The sequence below is a fragment of the Candidatus Methylomirabilota bacterium genome, assembly GCA_036005065.1.
Classification (GTDB): Bacteria; Methylomirabilota; Methylomirabilia; order Rokubacteriales; family DASRDR01; genus DASYQW01.
In genome coordinates, this window is the sequence record DASYQW010000087.1 from 1 (window position 1) to 16686 (window position 16686).

General features: G+C 71.5%; 16 protein-coding genes. 3 read left to right on the top strand and 13 right to left on the bottom strand.

Going from position 1 to position 16686, the window contains the following annotated elements:
- The 11 genes from VGW35_06595 to VGW35_06645 all read right to left on the bottom strand — a co-directional run.
- Positions 1 to 1184, bottom strand: a 1184-nt coding sequence (locus VGW35_06595; GenBank protein ID HEV8307321.1) for a Bcr/CflA family multidrug efflux MFS transporter, incomplete at its 3' end; no start/stop codon positions are given.
- A gap of 52 nt (positions 1185 to 1236) precedes the next feature.
- Positions 1237 to 1926, bottom strand: a complete 690-nt coding sequence (locus VGW35_06600; GenBank protein HEV8307322.1) for a YceI family protein — start codon at positions 1924 to 1926, stop codon at positions 1237 to 1239.
- 38 nt (positions 1927 to 1964) lie between these two features.
- Positions 1965 to 2606: an intradiol ring-cleavage dioxygenase gene (locus tag VGW35_06605; GenBank protein ID HEV8307323.1), complete on the bottom strand. Its 642-nt coding sequence runs from the start codon at positions 2604 to 2606 to the stop codon at positions 1965 to 1967.
- A 96-nt stretch (positions 2607 to 2702) separates the two neighbouring features.
- A complete protein-coding gene (locus tag VGW35_06610; GenBank protein HEV8307324.1) occupies positions 2703 to 3572 on the bottom strand; it encodes an alpha/beta fold hydrolase in 870 nt (289 codons plus the stop codon).
- 16 nt (positions 3573 to 3588) lie between these two features.
- Complete coding sequence (locus tag VGW35_06615; protein ID HEV8307325.1) at positions 3589 to 5244, bottom strand: peptide-binding protein; 1656 nt, start codon at positions 5242 to 5244, stop codon at positions 3589 to 3591.
- A 10-nt stretch (positions 5245 to 5254) separates the two neighbouring features.
- Positions 5255 to 6091: an ABC transporter permease gene (locus VGW35_06620; protein HEV8307326.1), complete on the bottom strand. Its 837-nt coding sequence runs from the start codon at positions 6089 to 6091 to the stop codon at positions 5255 to 5257.
- Positions 6088 to 7050 carry an ABC transporter permease gene (locus VGW35_06625; protein HEV8307327.1) on the bottom strand — a complete coding sequence of 321 codons (963 nt, stop codon included), beginning with the start codon at positions 7048 to 7050 and terminating at the stop codon, positions 6088 to 6090. The genes VGW35_06620 and VGW35_06625 overlap by 4 nt, the downstream gene beginning before the upstream one ends.
- Complete coding sequence (locus VGW35_06630) at positions 7047 to 8066, bottom strand: alpha/beta hydrolase (GenBank protein ID HEV8307328.1); 1020 nt, start codon at positions 8064 to 8066, stop codon at positions 7047 to 7049. The genes VGW35_06625 and VGW35_06630 overlap by 4 nt, the downstream gene beginning before the upstream one ends.
- 173 nt (positions 8067 to 8239) lie before the next feature.
- Positions 8240 to 9673, bottom strand: a complete 1434-nt coding sequence (locus VGW35_06635) for a UbiD family decarboxylase (protein HEV8307329.1) — start codon at positions 9671 to 9673, stop codon at positions 8240 to 8242.
- Positions 9674 to 9857: 184 nt separating this feature from the next.
- On the bottom strand, positions 9858 to 10736 hold the full coding sequence (locus VGW35_06640) for a TauD/TfdA family dioxygenase (GenBank protein HEV8307330.1): 879 nt from the start codon (positions 10734 to 10736) through the stop codon (positions 9858 to 9860).
- Positions 10737 to 10747: 11 nt separating this feature from the next.
- Entirely contained in the window at positions 10748 to 12310 is a 1563-nt protein-coding gene (locus VGW35_06645) for a gamma-glutamyltransferase (GenBank protein ID HEV8307331.1), read from the bottom strand.
- A gap of 147 nt (positions 12311 to 12457) precedes the next feature.
- Here VGW35_06645 and VGW35_06650 point away from each other — a divergent pair, with 147 nt between their 5' ends.
- From VGW35_06650 to VGW35_06660, 3 genes are read left to right on the top strand one after another with little or no spacing between them, the layout of a single operon-like run.
- Positions 12458 to 13981: an ABC transporter substrate-binding protein gene (locus VGW35_06650; GenBank protein ID HEV8307332.1), complete on the top strand. Its 1524-nt coding sequence runs from the start codon at positions 12458 to 12460 to the stop codon at positions 13979 to 13981.
- Positions 13982 to 14005: 24 nt separating this feature from the next.
- On the top strand, positions 14006 to 14920 hold the full coding sequence (locus VGW35_06655) for an ABC transporter permease (GenBank protein HEV8307333.1): 915 nt from the start codon (positions 14006 to 14008) through the stop codon (positions 14918 to 14920).
- Positions 14917 to 15768 (top strand): ABC transporter permease, encoded by an 852-nt coding sequence (locus VGW35_06660; protein HEV8307334.1) that lies wholly within the window; start codon positions 14917 to 14919, stop codon positions 15766 to 15768. The genes VGW35_06655 and VGW35_06660 overlap by 4 nt, the downstream gene beginning before the upstream one ends.
- Here the strand turns inward: VGW35_06660 and VGW35_06665 are convergent.
- Positions 15763 to 16134, bottom strand: a complete 372-nt coding sequence (locus tag VGW35_06665; GenBank protein HEV8307335.1) for a VOC family protein — start codon at positions 16132 to 16134, stop codon at positions 15763 to 15765. The two genes, VGW35_06660 and VGW35_06665, sit on opposite strands and share 6 nt — an antisense overlap.
- A gap of 31 nt (positions 16135 to 16165) precedes the next feature.
- Positions 16166 to 16686 (bottom strand): hypothetical protein (locus VGW35_06670; GenBank protein ID HEV8307336.1); only part of this gene is annotated, 521 nt, incomplete at its 5' end.

The window sequence follows — 16686 nt, forward strand, 5'->3', positions numbered from 1 at the left end:
ACCAGCAGGCGATGGGCGAGGAGGCTCGTCAGGCCGCAGGCCGCGATCACCGCCGCCATCGGCACCGCGCTGCCGTCATACAGGGCGCTCACCGCCGCCCCGCTCAGCGCGCCCAGGCCGAACTGAATCGTGCCGGCCAGCGCCGACGCCGTGCCGGCCATGTGGGGAAAGCCGGCCAGGGCGCCGGCCATGGCGTTGGCCCCGATGAAGCTGAGGGAGGCCATGAAGGCGAGCAGCGGGATGACGAGACCGGCCAGCCCGCCCCAGCCCGTCACCGCGGCGAGCAGGACCCCGCCGCCGGCCACCGCCACGGCGGCAACCCCGTGGCGGAGGAGCCGGTCGGCGCCGAGGGGCAGCACGAGGCGGCTGTTGACGGCCGCGCAGGCCATCAGGCCGAGGACGTTGAGCGCGAACAGGAATCCGTAGTGCTGGGCGGGCACCCCGTGGAGCCGGATGAACACGAAGGGCGAGCCGGCGAAGTACGCGAACATGCCGGCGTACGCCGCCCCGCTGCACACGGTGTAGCCCACGTAGGCGCGGTCCCGCAGGAGGGTCCCGTAGCGCGCGATCATCGCGAGCGCGCTGGTGGGCGATCGCTTGGCCTCGTCGAGCGTCTCGTCCAGGCTCAGCCAGGCGCCGAGAAAGCAGAGGACGCCGAAGCCGCTCAGCACGGCGAAGAGCGACCGCCACCCGAAGGCGAGCAGGAGCTGGCCACCGAGGAGGGGCGCCACCAGCGGGGCGGCCCCCATGACCAGCATCAGCAGCGACAGCATGCGCGCGGCCCGGTCCCGCTCGTAGATGTCGCGCACCACCGCGCGCGCGGTCAGCGGCCCCGCGCACGCCCCCAGCCCCTGAAGCAAGCGGACCGCGATGAGCCCGGTCACCCCGCTGGACAGCGCGCAGAGGAGGCTGGCCCCGACGTAGAGGCCGATGCCGGCCAGCAGGGGCGGCCGGCGTCCCCACCGGTCGGAGAGCGGGCCGTAGACGAGCTGCCCGACGCCGAACCCCAGGAAGAAGGCGCTGAGCGTGAGCTGAACTCGACTCGGGCTCGCTCCGAAGGTGTCGGCCAGGGTCGGCAGCGCCGGGAGATACATGTCGATCGACAGCGGGCCGAAGGCGGTGAGGGCGCCGAGGACCACCGTGAGTCTGGCCCCGCCCGTCCGCGCGGCGCGGGCATCAGCCACGCCGCCAGCGCCTCCGGGCTCGGTCAGGCGCGCATCCCGTCGCGCTCTCTCCTCAAGAGACTCGCCGGAGCAGGAGGTCGGCCTCGAGGCGGATTCCGTCCTCGACACTCAGGACCACGGACACCCGGGGAATGCGCAAGCCGAAGTCGCCGAAGCGGAATGCCGTCCGCACGCGAACGCTCACATCGGAGCCACTGAAGGTGGCCGTGGCCTCCCAGGTGATGCGCCGGGTCGCCTCCCGAACCGTGAGGTCCCCGACGACCTCGAACGACGCGGGGCCCGTCTGGGGCAGCGGCGAGCCGATCCCACGGAACTCGGTCGGGACGAAGACCACCGTCGGGTAGCGTTCCGTCTCCAGGGTGTTTCGCCGGATGTAATTGTCGCGCCGCGCCTCATCGCTGCGGAGCTGACGGAGGTCGACCGCGAACCGGGAGTCGCCGGGGAGCAGCCGGCCCTGGGGGTCGAGCGCGATGTGGCCGTCGATGGCACTCGTCGTCCCGACGGCATCGTTTGGGAAATTGACGCCCACCAGCTGCTCGCGCACGCGGTAGCGGGCTTCACTCCGCTCGGCCACGACGCGGTACCGAAGCGGGGCCTCGGGGCTCTGCGCCGAGGCCGGTCTCCCGAGCCACCGCGAGCCGGGCCCCGCCGGGTTCCCGAGGCTCCCGGAGCCCCCGGCCACCACGAGGGCGATGAGCCCACCGATCGCGGCTGACCACCGCCCGACCTGGCGGGCACGCATCGGAATCGAGCACCGCCGCACCGGGTGCAGGGGGCGTATCACGGCTGGACGCGCCGCCCTCCCGGCGGGCCGACGTCCAGGACGAAATCGAAGCTCGCGAGCTTGCCGCCCTCGGCATCCCGGACCTTCATCACCAGCGCGGGGTTGAAGATGAAGTCCCGGCGGTTGGCCGGCTCCCCGGGAAAGTAGAGCTGCGTGGTCAGCACGGACCTATGCGGCGCCTGCAGCTTCACGTGGAAGTGCCGCGTGCGTCCCGGGTAGAGCCCGGGCACGATGGTCTCCAGCCGGTAGCGCCCGGCGTCGTCCGTGAACTGATGCCCGCGGAGTCGCACGCCCGCGTTGTCGTACCGGCCCTGGGCGTCGGCCTGCCAGACGTCCACCAGGGCTCGCGGGATGGGCCGGCAATCCGTCCCGAGGACGGTCCCCTCCACCACGATCCGCGTGCCCGACAGCTCCGGCTCGAGGAGCGAGGCCCGGAGCGGCGAGCCCGGCTTGAAGTAGGGTCCCTCGGTCTGGGCGGGGGTGGGGTGACCCTCGTCGCCGCACGCCGGGGTCGGCTCGAGCCGGGGCGCCTGAGCCCCGGTCTCGGACACGGTGGCGATCACGAGGGCCGCCGGCACGGCGACCGACAGGCCCAGGAACTCTCGACGCGTCTGGCTCGGCTCGAAGTCTATCATCATCACACGACTCCTCTCGCATCCGGTCCGCCGCACGCCGCGGCCGCGGTCATCCCCTGCAGTCATCATCGCAGCACGGCGCGCCGACGTCCAATCGCTTCAGGGGTAGGCCGCCGGCCGGGGCTCGAGGGGTCTCCCCGGTGACCGGAGGAAGGCGGCGAGCCGGCGGACGAACGCGTCGCGCTCCTCGACCTGGGGCGAGTGCCCGCTCTGCTCGAAGACGGCGAGCTCCGAGTGCGGGACCAGCCGGTGGATCTCCTCGGCCTGGTCGACGGGGCAGATCCAGTCGTGACGGCCCACCATGACCAGCGTGGGACAGGTGATCCGCGCGAGCTCGGGACGGCAGTCGTAGGTCGGGTACTCGTGCTCGATGACGAACTTCCGGACGGCCAGGCGGTAGCGGGTGTCGGCGCGGGCGGCGTTGGCCGCGGCCGCCAGGGCCCGGCCGTGGAAGTAGAGCGGCCGGATCGTCTCGAACGCGCGGCGGAAGCTCTCGTCGTCGGAGAGCGAGCCGTCCCAGAGCGCCCGGTAGGCCGCCCACTGCTCGGGCGTCGCCTGGCGGCGGGCGTTCGCCTCGGCGCGGGGCATGAACGCGTGACTCGCGGCCGCCCCCACGACGGCCAGGGTGCGGAGGGCCTCGGGGTACCGGGCGGCGTACATGAGGCCGAGAAACCCGCCCCAGCTGATCCCGAGGACGTGGACCGGCCCCAGGCGGAGCGCCTGCCGCACCCCCTCGACGTCGGCGACGAGCCGGTCCTGCGTGCACTCCTCCACCGGCCCCCACGCGGAGCGCCCGTGGCCGCGGTGGTCGTAGAAGACCATCCGGAGGCCGAGGATTCCGGCCAGAGGCCCGAGCGATCGCAGGAGGCCCGACGAGTCGGTCCCCGGCCCGCCGTGGAGGCAGAGGCAGGGGTCGCCCTCGCCGAGGGTCTCCGCGTGGAGCGCCGTCCCGTTGACCGCGAGCTCCATGGTCCGGCGCCCCGCGTTACCGGCCCGTCCAGCGCACGCTCTTGAGCGACTGGTAGATCCCGCCGTAGGCGGGGATGGGGACGAATCCCTCGTAGGTCTGGCGCGTCACGTAGACCTGCTGGGGGAAGTAGAGGAACACGTACGGGGCGTCCTCCATCAGGATCCGCGAGAACTCGGCGTAGTGCTTCTTCCGCTCGGCCTGGCCCGCGGCTCGCCGCGCGGCCTCGAGCGCCGCGTCGGCGCGGGGGTTCCGGTAGTGCGCGAAGTTTCGCCCCTTCCACTGGCCCGAGTGCCAGATCGAGTAGGCAAAGGGATCCGGATCGTGGAAGTTCGTCCAGCCGACGACGATGCCTTCGAATTCGGAGGCGAAGAGCTTCTTGACGAAGGTCGGCCAGTCGAGGGGCTCGATGCGCGCCTCGACGCCGACCTTCTTCAGGTACTCCTGGACGATGATCGCCGTGTCCTTGACGTTCTGGTCGGCCTGGTCGTGCCGGAGCGAGAACGTGAAGCGCTTGCCGTCCTTGGCGAGGACGCCGTCCGGGCCTGGCTTCCAGCCCGCCTCGGCCAGGAGCGCCTTGGCCCGATTCGGGTCGTAGGCGTACGGCTTCACCGCGGGGTCGAAGGCCCAGCTGCCCGGCGGGAACTGTCCGGTGGCGACCGCCCCGTACCCCTGGAGGACCTCCCGCACGATGGCCGGGACGTCGACCGCGTGGTAGAGGGCGCGGCGGACCCGCAGGTCGTCGAAGGGGGGCAGGTCCTGGCGGAAGCCGAAGTAGGTGTAGGAGGTGTTGTCGGTGGCCAGGACCTTGAGGCCGGGCGTCTGCTTGAGGCGCCCGACCTCGGTGAGGGGCGGCCGCTCGATGAAGTCGACGCCGCCGGCCCGCAGCTCCTGGAGGAGGACCACCGCATCGGGGATCACGCGGTAGATCAGGCGGTCGAGGGCCGGCCGCCCCCCGTGGTAGTCGGCGTTGGCCTCCATGACCAGGCGGTCGCCGCGCCGCCACTCGACGAACTTGAACGGCCCGGTGCCGACCGGCTTGCGGTTGTACTCGGCGGTGTTGAGGTCGGCGCCCTTCAGCAGGTGCTCCGGGATGATGCCGGCCCGCGGGTTGACGAGGACAGCCAGGAAGGCGCCGTAGGGATAGCGCAGCCGGAAGCGCACCGTGTGGTCGTCGAGGACCTCGATCGGCTTGACGGGGAGCTCCTCGGGCTTCCGGGGGTTGTCCTTCTGGGTCAGCTCGGGGAAGCCGACCAGGGCGTCGAAGTAGGCGCGATGGGGGGTGGTGACCTTCGGATCGAGGACGGAGTAGAAGGTGAAGGCGACATCCCGCGCCGTGAAGGGCTTGCCGTCGTGCCACTTGACGCCCTTCCGCAGCTTGAACGTGTAGGTGAGGCCGTCGCGCGACACCTCCCAGGACTCGGCGAGGAGGGGCTTCACGCCGAGCTTCTCGTCCAGCTCGACGAGGCTGTCGAACATCGGCCACTCGGCGATGTAGGACTGGCCGTCGGTCGCCACCACCGGGTTCAGGCTGGTGGCGTCGCCGAGGAAGCCGATGACGAAGTCCTTCCCGGCGGCGCGAGCCGCGCCGGGCCCCAGCACCGGCAGCGCGGCCGCCAGCGTCAGGAGGAGCGTTGCCAGGACCGTGGGGCAGATCGTGATCCGGGAGCGCATGTGCATCCTCCTATCCGGAGCCCGAGCGGAGCGCGGGGTCGAGCGCGTCGCGCAAGCCGTCGCCGAAGAGGTTGAAGCCGAGGACGGTGACGAAGATCGCCAGCCCCGGGAACGTGGAGACCCACCACGCCGAGGCCAGGAACTGTCGCCCCTCGACCACCATGTTGCCCCAGCTCGGCAGCGGGGGCTGCACCCCCAGGCCGAGGTAGGACAGGCCCGACTCGATGAGGATCGTCTGGCCCAGGAGCAGCGTGCTCTGGACGATGACGGCGGGGAGTGCATTGATCAGGAGGTGCCGGACGAGGATCCGGCGGTGACTCGCCCCCAGCGCGCGGGCCGCCTCGACGAACTCGCGGGTCCGGAGGGAGAGGCACTCGCCGCGGACGATCCGCGCCACCGGCGCCCAGGTGACGAGGCCGACCACCAGCGCCGTGTTGAGGAGGCTGGCGCCGAAGAGGGCCACGACGACCAGGATCAGGAAGAGCGCCGGCACCGACATGAAGACATCGGTCACCCGCATGAGCCCCGTGTCGGCGGCGCCGCCGAAGTAGCCGGCGGTGCCTCCGACGAACGTGCCGACCAGGACCGCCAGCGCCGTCGCCAGGAAGCCGACCTGGAGCGACACGCGGCTCCCCCAGATCACCCGCGTCAGGATGTCCCGCCCGAACCCGTCGGTCCCGAGCCAGTGGGCGGCGGTCGGCGGCTTGAGCCGCTGCAGGAGCGACTGGGTGGAGTAGCCGTAGGGCGCCATGGCCGGCGCCAGCGTGCCCGTGGCCAGCATGACGGCCACCACGAGCCCCCCGAGGGCCCCGCGCCGGCTGCGGGCGAGCCGTCTGGCGGCGTTCACGCGTAGGAGATCCGCGGGTCGATGAGGCAATAGGCGAGGTCGGTGAGGAGGTTCGCCGCGATCACGATGGTGGCGACCAGGAGATTCACGCCCATGATCACGGGATAGTCACGCTCGAACACGGCGCCCACCGCGAGCCGCCCGATCCCCGGCCAGGCGAAGACGGTCTCGGTGAGGACGGCCCCGCCCACCAGCGTCGGGAGCGACAGCCCGACGACGGTGACGACCGGGATCAGGCCGTTGCGCAGGGCGTGACGCCAGATCACGCGGCCGCCCGGGACGCCCTTGGCCCGCGCCGTCCGCACGTAGTCCTGGCGCAGCACTTCGAGCAGGCTCGAGCGGGTGAAGCGCATGAAGGCCGCCATCTGGATGAGGCCGAGCGTGAGCGTCGGGAGGACGGCGTGGCGGAGGCGGGCGGCGAGGTCCGCCTCGTGGCCGTACTCGCTCACGCCGGAGGGGGGCAGGAGGTGGAGCGCTTCCGAGAAGAGGAGGATCAGCATGATCCCGAGCCAGAAGCTCGGGAAGGAGACGCCGAAGAGCGAGACCGCCGACGCCAGCGTGTCCCAGAGCGTGTCCCGCCGGACCGCGGCCAGGACGCCCAGCGGCACCGCCACCACCAGGGCGAGGACGAGGGCGGCGCCGGTGAGCTGGAGCGTGGGACCGAGGCGGTCGAGGATCAGGGTGGCGACCGGGTCGCCCGTCTTGAACGACCGGCCGAGGTCGCCCCGGGCGGCGGCCAGCGCCCAGGTGCCGTACTGGACCAGCAGCGGGCGGTCGAGCCCGAGCCGGTGGCGGATCTGGGCCGCCACCTCCTGGGAGAACTCGCCGCCGATCAGCACCGCCTCCGGCCCGCCGGGCGCCAGGCGCATCAGCGTGAACAGGATCAGCGAGACGCCGACGAGCATCAGCGCGGCAAACCCGAGCCGCTTGGCGATGTAGCGCGCCAGGCCTCGGGTCACGCCGGAGCCAGCTTCATCTGCTCCAGTACCGCGCGGCCCAGGAGACCGTAAGGACTGGCGAGCGTCTCGATGATCTCGAAGTGGTTGTACCCTTCGGCGACCAGGAGCTGCACGGGCTTGCCGGCCGCCTTCACGGCCGCCGCGAAGTCGCGCGATTGCCGCTGGAACTCGGGGGTCTCGAGCGTGCCGTAGGCGATGATCACCGGGGCGCTGAGCGTGTCGAGATGGCGCTGCGGGCTCAGCGCCTGCTCCATCTCGTCCGTGAACTTGACGTAGCGGCTGCGCGCCGAGAGACGGACGGGCTTCAGGTCGAACGTGCCGCTGCAGCACAGCCCGCCCTTCACGATGTCGGCCGGCAGGCTGAAATCCTTGCCCCAGTCGGTGGTGAGGACGACGCCGGCCAGATGGCCGCCCGAGGAATGGCCGGAGACGTAGATGCGGCCGGGATCGCCGCCGAAGCTCCGGGCGTTGCGGTAGACCCAGGCGACCGAGCGGCGCACCTGCTCGGCCATCGGCATCAGGCTGCCGCCCACGTCCTGGACCCAGGCGAAGTCGGGCGCCACGAAATGCGCGCCAGCGCGCACGAACAGCTCGGCCAGAAACGCGTAGCTCTTGGCGAGGCCGGCCCGCCAGGCGCCGCCATGGATGAAGATGTTGATCGGCGCGTCAGGGCGCTTGGTCGGGTAGACGTCGAGCGCCTCGATGACCGTCGACCCGTAGGCGTGGCGCTGCGGCGCCCCCAGGCGGGCGCGCACGCCTTCGCTGTTGGTGGCGTAGCGCCCGATGATCTGCTGCAGGTTCGGCGCGTAGACGCTCTGGTCGTAGGCGTCGTCGAGCTCCTTCTGGTCCATGTCGAGCCACACCCGCGGCCCCTTGACCCGGGGCCCTCCCGGCGCCGGCGCGGGCTGCTGGGCGACGGCCGGATCGGTGGTCGCCGCCACGACGCCGGCCGCCGCCGTACCCAGAAACGTCCGTCGAGTCACCTGGTTGTGGACCGCGGCTGTGTTTGCCCGCATATCCCACCTCGTTTCGTCGTTGTCCAGGGACATCGCCTTGGCGCCCCACGCGGGCATCAGCCGCCGGGAAGCGCCGTCGGCTGCATGCCGGAGTCAGGCGCTTCGCCGCCGCCGCGCGCCCCGGCGACTTCGCCGAATGACGGGCGCGAGCGCCTTGTGGCCCAGCCGTTCGCCTACGAGGAGCCGAAGAGGAGGGGTCCCCACTTCTCCCGGGCCGCCTCGATGACGGCCTTGCTGGAGATGGCCACCCGCGGGAACTTGTCCTTCCACTCGTAGGGGCGCGTGGCGTCGATCAAGGCCCGCGAGTTCAGCCCCTTCTGTCCGGCGGGAATGATCGGGTCGAGGGGCCCCGACCACATCCGGCGGACGATGTCGATGTCCTTTTCCGGGTCCGAGCGCGTGCAGATCGCCCACAGGACGTCCCAGGTGTTGGTCGGGTCGATGTCGTCGTCCACCACGACCACATAGCGGCCGAGATAGGCGCCGGCCCGGCACGACATGGCGCCCAGCGCCGCCTGGCGGGCGTGGCCGGCGTAGCGCTGCTTGATGGAGACGACGACCAGGAGCCGGGTGCCGCCCGCCGGATGGCACCACACGCCCTGGATGTCGGGGATCCCGGCCTTCTCCATCTCGTCCCAGATCAGCGCCGAGCGCATGACCGCGCGATACGCCGTCAGCTCCGACGGCGGCTTGCCGGGCGGGCTCCCGAGCATGATCGGGTTCGAGCGGTACATCACACGCTCGACCTCGATGGTGGGCTCCGGACGGGTATCGCTCGCGTAGTAGCCGGTCCACTCGCCGAAGGGGCCTTCCGGGACCTGGCGGTCCGGGTAGGCGGTGCCCTCGATGACGATCTCGGAGTTCGCGGGCAGCGGGAGACCGGTCTCCGGCCCCTGGATCACCTCGAACGGCTCGCCCAGGACGCCGCCGATCCAGTCGTACTCGGAGACGCCGTAAGGGACCTCGATGCTCCCGGCCAGGAAGACGAGAGGGTCGTGGCCCAGCGACACGGCCACCTTCATCGGCTTCCCCGAGGCGAACCATTTCTCCCGGTGGATCCGGCCGTGTTTGCCGGGGGAGATGTAGAAGCCCACGGTCCGCTCGTCGTGGATCATCACGCGGTAGCAGCCGAGGTTCACCCAGCCCTCCTCGGGATCCCGGGTGATGTCCACGCTGCCCGTCCCGATGTAGCGGCCCCCGTCGTGCTCGTGCCACTTCGGCGTCGGGAACTCGAGGACGTTGACGGCCGACCCCGTCTCCACGTGCTCCATCACCGGCCCGGAATCCACCAGCTTGGCGGGAATGGGCATGATCTTCTTCGAGTGCTGGCGCCAGGCCTGCACGAGCTGCATGGGGGAGGTGACGTTCGTGTCGAGCCCCAGCGTCAGCGCGGTGCGCTTGAGCGAGCCCAGGGAGTTGACGAGGATCCGGTAGCCGGCGGGGTACCCCTTCACCTCGTCGAACAGCACCGCCGGGCCGTTCTCCCGATGCTGCGCGAGCTCGGTGATGGCCCCGATCTCGATGTCCCAGTCCGCCCCCTTGACCGTCTTGACCTCGCCCAGGGCGTCCGCGCCCTCGAGCCATCCGGTGAGATCACGCAGGCTCATCGGTCTCCTCCTGGTTGGCTGGACGGCCAGTGCGGGCCCCTGCGGGAGCGTCGAGCGTCGCGGGCACGATCGTGCGCCCATCCATGCTCCGCGCTCGCGCTACTATAGCATCCGGCGCGATCGGCCCTCAATTCGAGGGCCGAGGTGCCCGGGGCGGGGGTACGCGAGAATCCGATCCTTGCCCTCAGGCCCGGGCGGGCCGCGGCACCGGCCGGTCGGCGAGGAGCGGTGGCTCGCCCTCCAGCGTCGTCCGATGCATCCGGCGGCGGTACCGGACGTCGTCGAACTCGGTGGCGCAGTGCTGGGTGCACCGGTTGTCCCAGAGGACCGCATCGCCCACGCGCCACCGGTGCCGATAGACGACCTCGGGCCGCGTGGCGAACTCCTGCAGGTAGCGGATGAGGTCGCGCGCTTCGTCCTCGGGCAACCCCTCCACCTGGCACGCCCACCGGCCGATGTAGAGCGCCGTCCAGCCCGAGCGCGGGTGGCGGCGGGCGATGGGATGCCAGACGTCGGGGCGGTTGGCCTTCTGCTCGTCGGTCAGCGGCCCGAGGTGGGGGTAGTGGACGTGGTGGAGCCGGACGCGGCTGAAGCAGGCCCGCCGGCCCGCGATCGTCCGGCGAATGTCGGCGGGGAGCGCGGCGAAGGCGGCGTAGGTGTCGGCGAACAGCGTGTCGCCCCCCTCGGGCGGGATCTCCAGGGCGTAGAGGAACGACCCGTCGTTGGGGATGGCCTTGTCCTCACCGTCCGAGTGCCAGCCCCAGCCGGCGCGCGTGAGCCCGACGGGCCGGCCGTCCTCCTCGACGTTCGAGACCACGAAGACCTCGGGGTGCGTGGGAAGGTTGAACTCGAGGGGCTCCATGACGTGGAGCGGCCCGAGGCGGCGGGTGAAGGCGACGTGCTGGGCCGGCGTCATCCGGACGTCGCGGAAGAGCAGGATGCTGTAGCGGGTCCAGGCGGCCTCGACGGCGGCGACCGTCGGCCCGTCCAGGTCACGCGTGAGGTCGACGCCGACGACCTCGGCGCCGAAGCTCGGGTGCATCGGCCGCAGCTCCGTGGGCATGGCGTTCCTCCTCACACCTCGGCGAGACCGCCGCCTCCGCGGGGGTCGGTGGCGCCCGTGGCGCGCCCGCTGGCCGGGTCGACGGCGATCAGGCACACCCGCCCGCCGTAGGCGTCTTCTCGGAGCCCGAGCCCTCGCGCCGTCAGCGCGTCGCGCACGTCGGGCGGCAGCGGGAAGAACGGCTCCACCCGCACGTCGGCGAGGTCGCCCTCGCAGTGGACGCGCGGGCTCGTCACGGCGGCGGCCGGCGAGCGCCCGAAGTCGATCAGCTCGACCAGGACGTGGCCCATGGCGCTGATCTTCCGGCCCCCGTGCGGCGAGCCGAGGACGTGGCGGACCCGGCCGCCCTGGAGGACGATGGCCGGCCCGCCCCCGTAAATCGGGCGCTTGCCCGGCGCGATGGAGTTGGCCCGGCCCGGGTGGGGGTCGAAGGCCATCATGTTGTTGTTCAGCATGAAGCCGAGGCCCGCGGTCACCACGCCCGAGCCCGTGCCCACCGAGTGCGTGAAGGAGACCGCCGAGCCGTCCCCGTCGAGCGTGGATACCTGCGTGGTGCCGGGCAGCGGCGCGGCTGCCCGCTCCTCGTCGATCCGCCCGCGCAGCCGGGCGGCGTGGCGGAGGTCGACCATCGTCGCCGGCAGGTCGGCGGCGGCGGGATCGGTCATGTACCGCGCCCGATCGCGGAACACCCAGGCCAGCGCCCGCGCCATCAGATCGTAGTAGTCGGCTGATCCCGCTCCCAGCGCCGCCACGTCGTAGCCCTCGAGCACGTTCAGCAGCTCGACCAGCAGGATCCCGATGTGGGGCGCCGGGTCGGTCGAGACCGTGTACCCGCGGTACGTCCCGTAGAGAGGCTCGCCGACGAGACACCGGCACTCGGCCAGGTCGCTCGCCGTCACCGGTGCCCCGTTGGCCTCCAGGTCGCGGGCGAGCCGCCGCCCGATCGACCCCGTGTAGAAGACGTCGGGCCCTTCGTCGGCGAGGGCCCGGAGCGTCCGCCCGAGGTCGGGCTGGACGATCCGCTCGCCGATGGCGGGGGCCCGCCCTTGGCGGGTAAAGATCGCGAGGCACGCCTCGGTGGCGGAAAGCATCTCGGAGCCGTCGAACCGGTCGGCCGTCTGCTGGACGGGGTTCTCGGCCCGCCAGTACTGATGCATGTAGGGATCGACGGGAAACCCTTCCTCCGCGAAGCGGATGGCCGGTGTGAGGAGCGCCTTCCACGACACGCGTCCGCTGCCGAGGCGCTCGAAGGCGGTGTAGGTGCCGCGCACGAAGGTCGGCACGAGGACCGAGGCGTACCCGCGCACGGGGGCGCCGGCGGGCGCCCGCTCGTACATGTCGGCCGCCGCCCGGCTGCCGGCGTAGCCCATGAAGTCGACGAGGCAGTGGCGGCCGGTCGGCGCGTGGAAGACGTTCATGGTGCCGTTGCCCGCGATGGTCGTCATGGCGGGGGAGACCACCGTCTGGGCGAAGGCGGTGGCGATCGCGGCGTCCACCGCGGACCCGCCGAGGCGGAAGACGTGGGCCCCGGCCAGCGCGGCCAGAGGCTCCGGACAGACGACGACCCGACTCATGTCGTGGCCCACCATAGACGATCGCGAGGCCCGCCGACAACCGGGTCCGGCAGGCCCGGCCCGCTTGACACCCGGCAGGCGGCACGGTATCAAGGGCCAGGCGTCGACCGCCCTCAACCCCATCGCTCACCCGGCGGGAGGACAGTCATGCGGCTCCTGGTGGTGCTCGGGCTCGTGGTCGCGGTCGTACTCGGCGGGACACCGGCCGGAGCGCAGGCGCCCGGCCCCCTGCTCACGGCCGCCCAGCTCTACAACCCGGAGGACATGAGTCCCTGGAACTACACGGCCGTCGCCACGGTGGACATCTGGGCCCACTTCATGGAGCCGCTGACGGTCTTCGACCGGAAGGGCGAGTTGCACGGAGTGGTGGCGGAGAGCTGGCAGGTCGTGTCCCCCACCGAGTGGATCGTGAAGATCCGCCAGGGCATGCGGTTCCACGACCCGAAGTACGGGGAGCTGACGGCCGAGGACGTGAAGTTCACGCTGGACCGCGCCGTGCAACCCGCCGAAGTCATCCGCCGCCTCCTCCCGAAGCCTGTCCAGGACGGCTCGGTCGAGGTCGTCGACAAGTACACGATCCGCTGGAAGCTGGGCGGGACCGGGACCGGGAGCCTGCCGAACTACATGTCCCTGGTCCACATCACCTCGAAGGCGTACGTCGAGGGCGAAGGCAAGGAGACGTTCAAGCGGCGGCCGATGGGGACCGGCCCCTATCGGTTCGTCGAGTGGCTCACCAACCAGCGCGTCGTCGGCGAGGCGTTTCCGGGCTACTGGGGGCCCAAGCCCGGCTTCGGGCGCGTCGTGTGGCGGATCCTGCCCGACGCGCTGACGGCCAAGAACGCGCTCCTGGCGGGGGAGATCGACCTCTACCAGTTCGTCCCGCCGGAGGCCATTCCGGAGGTCCAGCGGAACCCGAAGACCCGGGTCGTGGAGACCCTGAGCGCCCGGATGCTGTTCATGGTCATCAACGCGGCCGAGCCGCCGCTCGACAACAAGCTGGTCCGCCAGGCGCTCAACCACGCCGTCGACAAGAAGACGCTGGTCGAGCAACTCTACCGCGGCCGGGCGGTCGCGCTGCGGGCGCCGATGCAGGAGACGATCCCGGAGCTGAACCGGAATCTGGGCGGCTACCCCTACGACCCCCAGAAGGCGCGCGACCTCCTGAAGCAGGCCGGTTACCGGGGTCAGCCGATCAAGGTGAACACGCCCATCGGGCGCTACACCCTCGACAAGGAGCTGGGCGAGGCGGTCGCCGGAATGCTCGAGAAGGTCGGCGTGACGGTGGAGTTCAAGGCCTCGGAGTGGGGCGGCTACGCGCAGCCGCTGTTCTCCGGCAAGGCCTCGGGGATCAGCCTGATCGGCATGGGAAACACGGTCTTCCTCCCCGACTGGGTGTTCACGCTGTGGCTCCTGCCGGGCGGCCAGGGTGAGGTCTACACGAAGGGCCGGCCGGCCAACTGGGAGGGTGACGTCGCCCGGCTCTCGCTGATGGCCCGCGGCAACCGGGAGCGGCAGGCGCTGGTCGAGAAGCTTCAGGCCGAGGCCCTCGACTTCGCGCCCTGGATCCTCCTGGTCAATCTGAAGGACGTCTACGCGCTGAGCGACCGGGTCGTCTGGGAACCGTACCCGAACGAGATGCGCAGCCTGAAAGACGCGCGGCCCCGCAACTAGGCGCCAGCGGCGCCCCCGGCCGCCGTGGGCGCCTACATCGGGCGTCGGCTCCTCCAGAGCGCGCTGACCGTCCTCGCCGTCGGCGCGCTCGTCTTCGCCTTCATGACGGTGGCCGGCGATCCGGCCATCCTGCTGCTGCCCCCGGAGGCCGGGACGGCGGAGCTCGAGCGGTTCCGGCACGAGCTCGGGCTCGATCGCCCCGCGGTCGTCCGCTACATCACCTTCATGACCCGGTTCTGGTACAGCGACTCGGTGCGGTCCTTCCGGTACAGTGATCCGCTCCTGCCCCTGATCCTGGGGCACCTCCGCTGGACCCTGGTGCTGGCCGCGGCCGCGATGACGCTCGCGCTGGCCCTGGCGCTCCCGCTCGGAGCGTGGGCCGCGCGACGGCGCGGTCGGCTCGTGGACGTCCTGATCCGGCTGCTGGCCGTGGTCGGCGAATCGGTGCCGTCGTTCGTCACCGCGATCCTGCTCATGTATCTGCTGGCCGTCTGGTTCCCGATCCTTCCGGTGGCCGGGCTGGGGGTGCCGCACGCCGTGCTTCCCGTCGCCACGCTCACGCTCTTCCAGGTGGCGGTGCTCCTCCGGCTCCTCCGCTCGGAGCTTCTCGACGTGCTGGGCCAGGATTACGTGCGGACGGCCCGCAGCAAGGGGGTCGGGGAGGGGGGGATCCTGGCCCGCCACGCGCTCCGGAACGCGCTGATCCCCGTGGTGGCCATGGCGGGGCTGCTCTTCAACGGCCTCGTGGTGGGCGCCGTCGTGGTAGAGCCCATCTTCGCCTGGCCGGGCCTGGGCTGGCTCCTGGTCCAGTCGGTCTTCGCCCGCGACTACCCGGTCGTGGTGGGCGGGGCGACCATCGCCGCCGTGGTGGTCGCCCTGGTGAACCTCGGGGTGGACGTCCTGCAGGTGTGGATCGACCCGAGGATCCGCACGGCGTGAGGGTGCCCCGCTGGATCGGCGGCGACCTCGCCCTCGGGCTGTCGCTGGCGCTCCTGCTCGCGGTGACGCTCCTGGCGGCGTGGCCGAGCCTGGTCACGAGCCAGAATGCGGCCCGCCAGAGCCTGCTCGACCGGCACCGGCCGCCGGGACACGTGGGCGAGGCGGGCCGCGCGCACCCGCTCGGGACCGATCATCTGGGGCGGGACGTCTGGAGTCGCTTGGTCCACGGGGCCCGGGCCTCGCTCACGGTCGGTTACGCGGGGCTGGTGCTCGGGGCGGGGTTCGGCGTGACAGTCGGGCTCCTGGCGGGATTCCGCGGGGGCGCGCTGGACCGCGGGCTGGTGGCGGTGATCGACGCCTACCTGAGCTTCCCCTACATCCTGATCGCGATCGTGTGGGCGGCGGTGGTCAGCATGACGATCGGGACCCTGGTCCTCATCATCGCGCTGCGCGGCTGGGTGGAATTCGCGCGGGTCGTGCGGGCGCAGGTGCTGTCGATCCGGGAGCGGGAGTTCGTGATCGCCGCCCGCGCGCTCGGGGGCAGCGACGCGCGGCTGGTGGGGCGCCACGTGCTGCCGAACGTCCGGGGCGCCATCCTGGTCATCGCGGGGTTTCAGCTCGGGCGGCTCATCCTCCTCGAATCGACCCTCTCCTTCCTGGGCCTGGGGATCCAGCCGCCGACTCCGGCCTGGGGGGCCATGCTCGCCGACGCCCGGCTCTACCTGACGCAGGCCTGGTGGACGGTGGCCTTCCCGAGCGCGACGATCTCGCTGGTGGTGCTGGCGGCGAACTTCCTGGGAGACAGCCTGCGGGACCGCCTCGACCCGACCATCCGGGGCCGGCTATGATCTTGCCGGCTGGAAGAGCTCCACGACGTTGCCGGACGGATCCTCGCAGAGGATCTGCTGGCCGCCCGGCCCCGTGACGATCTCGTTCCGGAACTTCACCCCCTGCCCCCGGAGCTCGCCGACGATGGCGGCGAGGTCCGCCACCTCGATGACGAATCGATTCCAGCCGCCGGGCTCCGGCCGGCGGCCGTCCGGCATCGGCCGGGCCGCCGAGGCCGACGGGCCGGCCACCCAGAGGGTGAGATCGCCACGCGAGAGAATCGCCATGGCCGGACCGGCCTGCCGCTCGAGCTTGAAGCTCAGCCGCGTCGTGTAGAAGGCCACCGCGTCGTCCACGTTGCTCACCAGATACCGTACCTGTGCCATCGCTCTCTTCGCTCCCGCCCGAGGTGGTCCGTCAGACGGTGATCGGCGTCGCGGAGTAGTCGCCGGTGACGGTCAGCAAGAGGACGTCGGCCGTGTCCTTGATCTGCGACTCGAACGTCCCGGTGAGCGTGCCGTCGGCCTGGTTCAGGGTCAGGAACAGCCGGACGTTGTCGGTGCCGATCGGCGCACCGGTGTCCAGCTTCTGCAACAGGAAGCGGAAGAAGGCCTCGTACGTGTCGCCGCCCGTCCTCTTCCACGCGCCGTGGGCGCTGGTCTCGAGCAGGGTCCCGAACGGCGTGCCCGGCACCGCGTAGCGCCGCGACTCGGTGACGACGCCCCCGGTGTGGAACGAGATCAGGTCGTTGAACTGCCCCAGGGGCGGATTCGTCGCGGTGACCGTGCCGAACCAGGAGCCCACGATGTCCTGATCGTTCCCGCCTTGCGCACGCGCCGCCCCGGCGCTCACCGCCGTGACCGCCGCCACCACCCCGGCCGTGAGGACCTTCCGCCTGTCCAGCTCCATGGTGGGTCTCCTTTTTCTTCGGAGGTGTC

Coding starts and splice junctions, on each gene's coding strand:
- VGW35_06600 (HEV8307322.1), bottom strand. CDS start 1,926: ATGCGTGCCCGCCAGGTCGGGCGGTGGTCAGCCGCGATCGGTGGGCTC.
- VGW35_06605 (HEV8307323.1), bottom strand. CDS start 2,606: ATGATGATAGACTTCGAGCCGAGCCAGACGCGTCGAGAGTTCCTGGGC.
- VGW35_06610 (HEV8307324.1), bottom strand. CDS start 3,572: ATGGAGCTCGCGGTCAACGGGACGGCGCTCCACGCGGAGACCCTCGGC.
- VGW35_06615 (HEV8307325.1), bottom strand. CDS start 5,244: ATGCGCTCCCGGATCACGATCTGCCCCACGGTCCTGGCAACGCTCCTC.
- VGW35_06630 (HEV8307328.1), bottom strand. CDS start 8,066: ATGCGGGCAAACACAGCCGCGGTCCACAACCAGGTGACTCGACGGACG.
- VGW35_06635 (HEV8307329.1), bottom strand. CDS start 9,673: ATGAGCCTGCGTGATCTCACCGGATGGCTCGAGGGCGCGGACGCCCTG.
- VGW35_06640 (HEV8307330.1), bottom strand. CDS start 10,736: ATGCCCACGGAGCTGCGGCCGATGCACCCGAGCTTCGGCGCCGAGGTC.
- VGW35_06645 (HEV8307331.1), bottom strand. CDS start 12,310: ATGAGTCGGGTCGTCGTCTGTCCGGAGCCTCTGGCCGCGCTGGCCGGG.
- VGW35_06650 (HEV8307332.1), top strand. CDS start 12,458: ATGCGGCTCCTGGTGGTGCTCGGGCTCGTGGTCGCGGTCGTACTCGGC.
- VGW35_06665 (HEV8307335.1), bottom strand. CDS start 16,134: ATGGCACAGGTACGGTATCTGGTGAGCAACGTGGACGACGCGGTGGCC.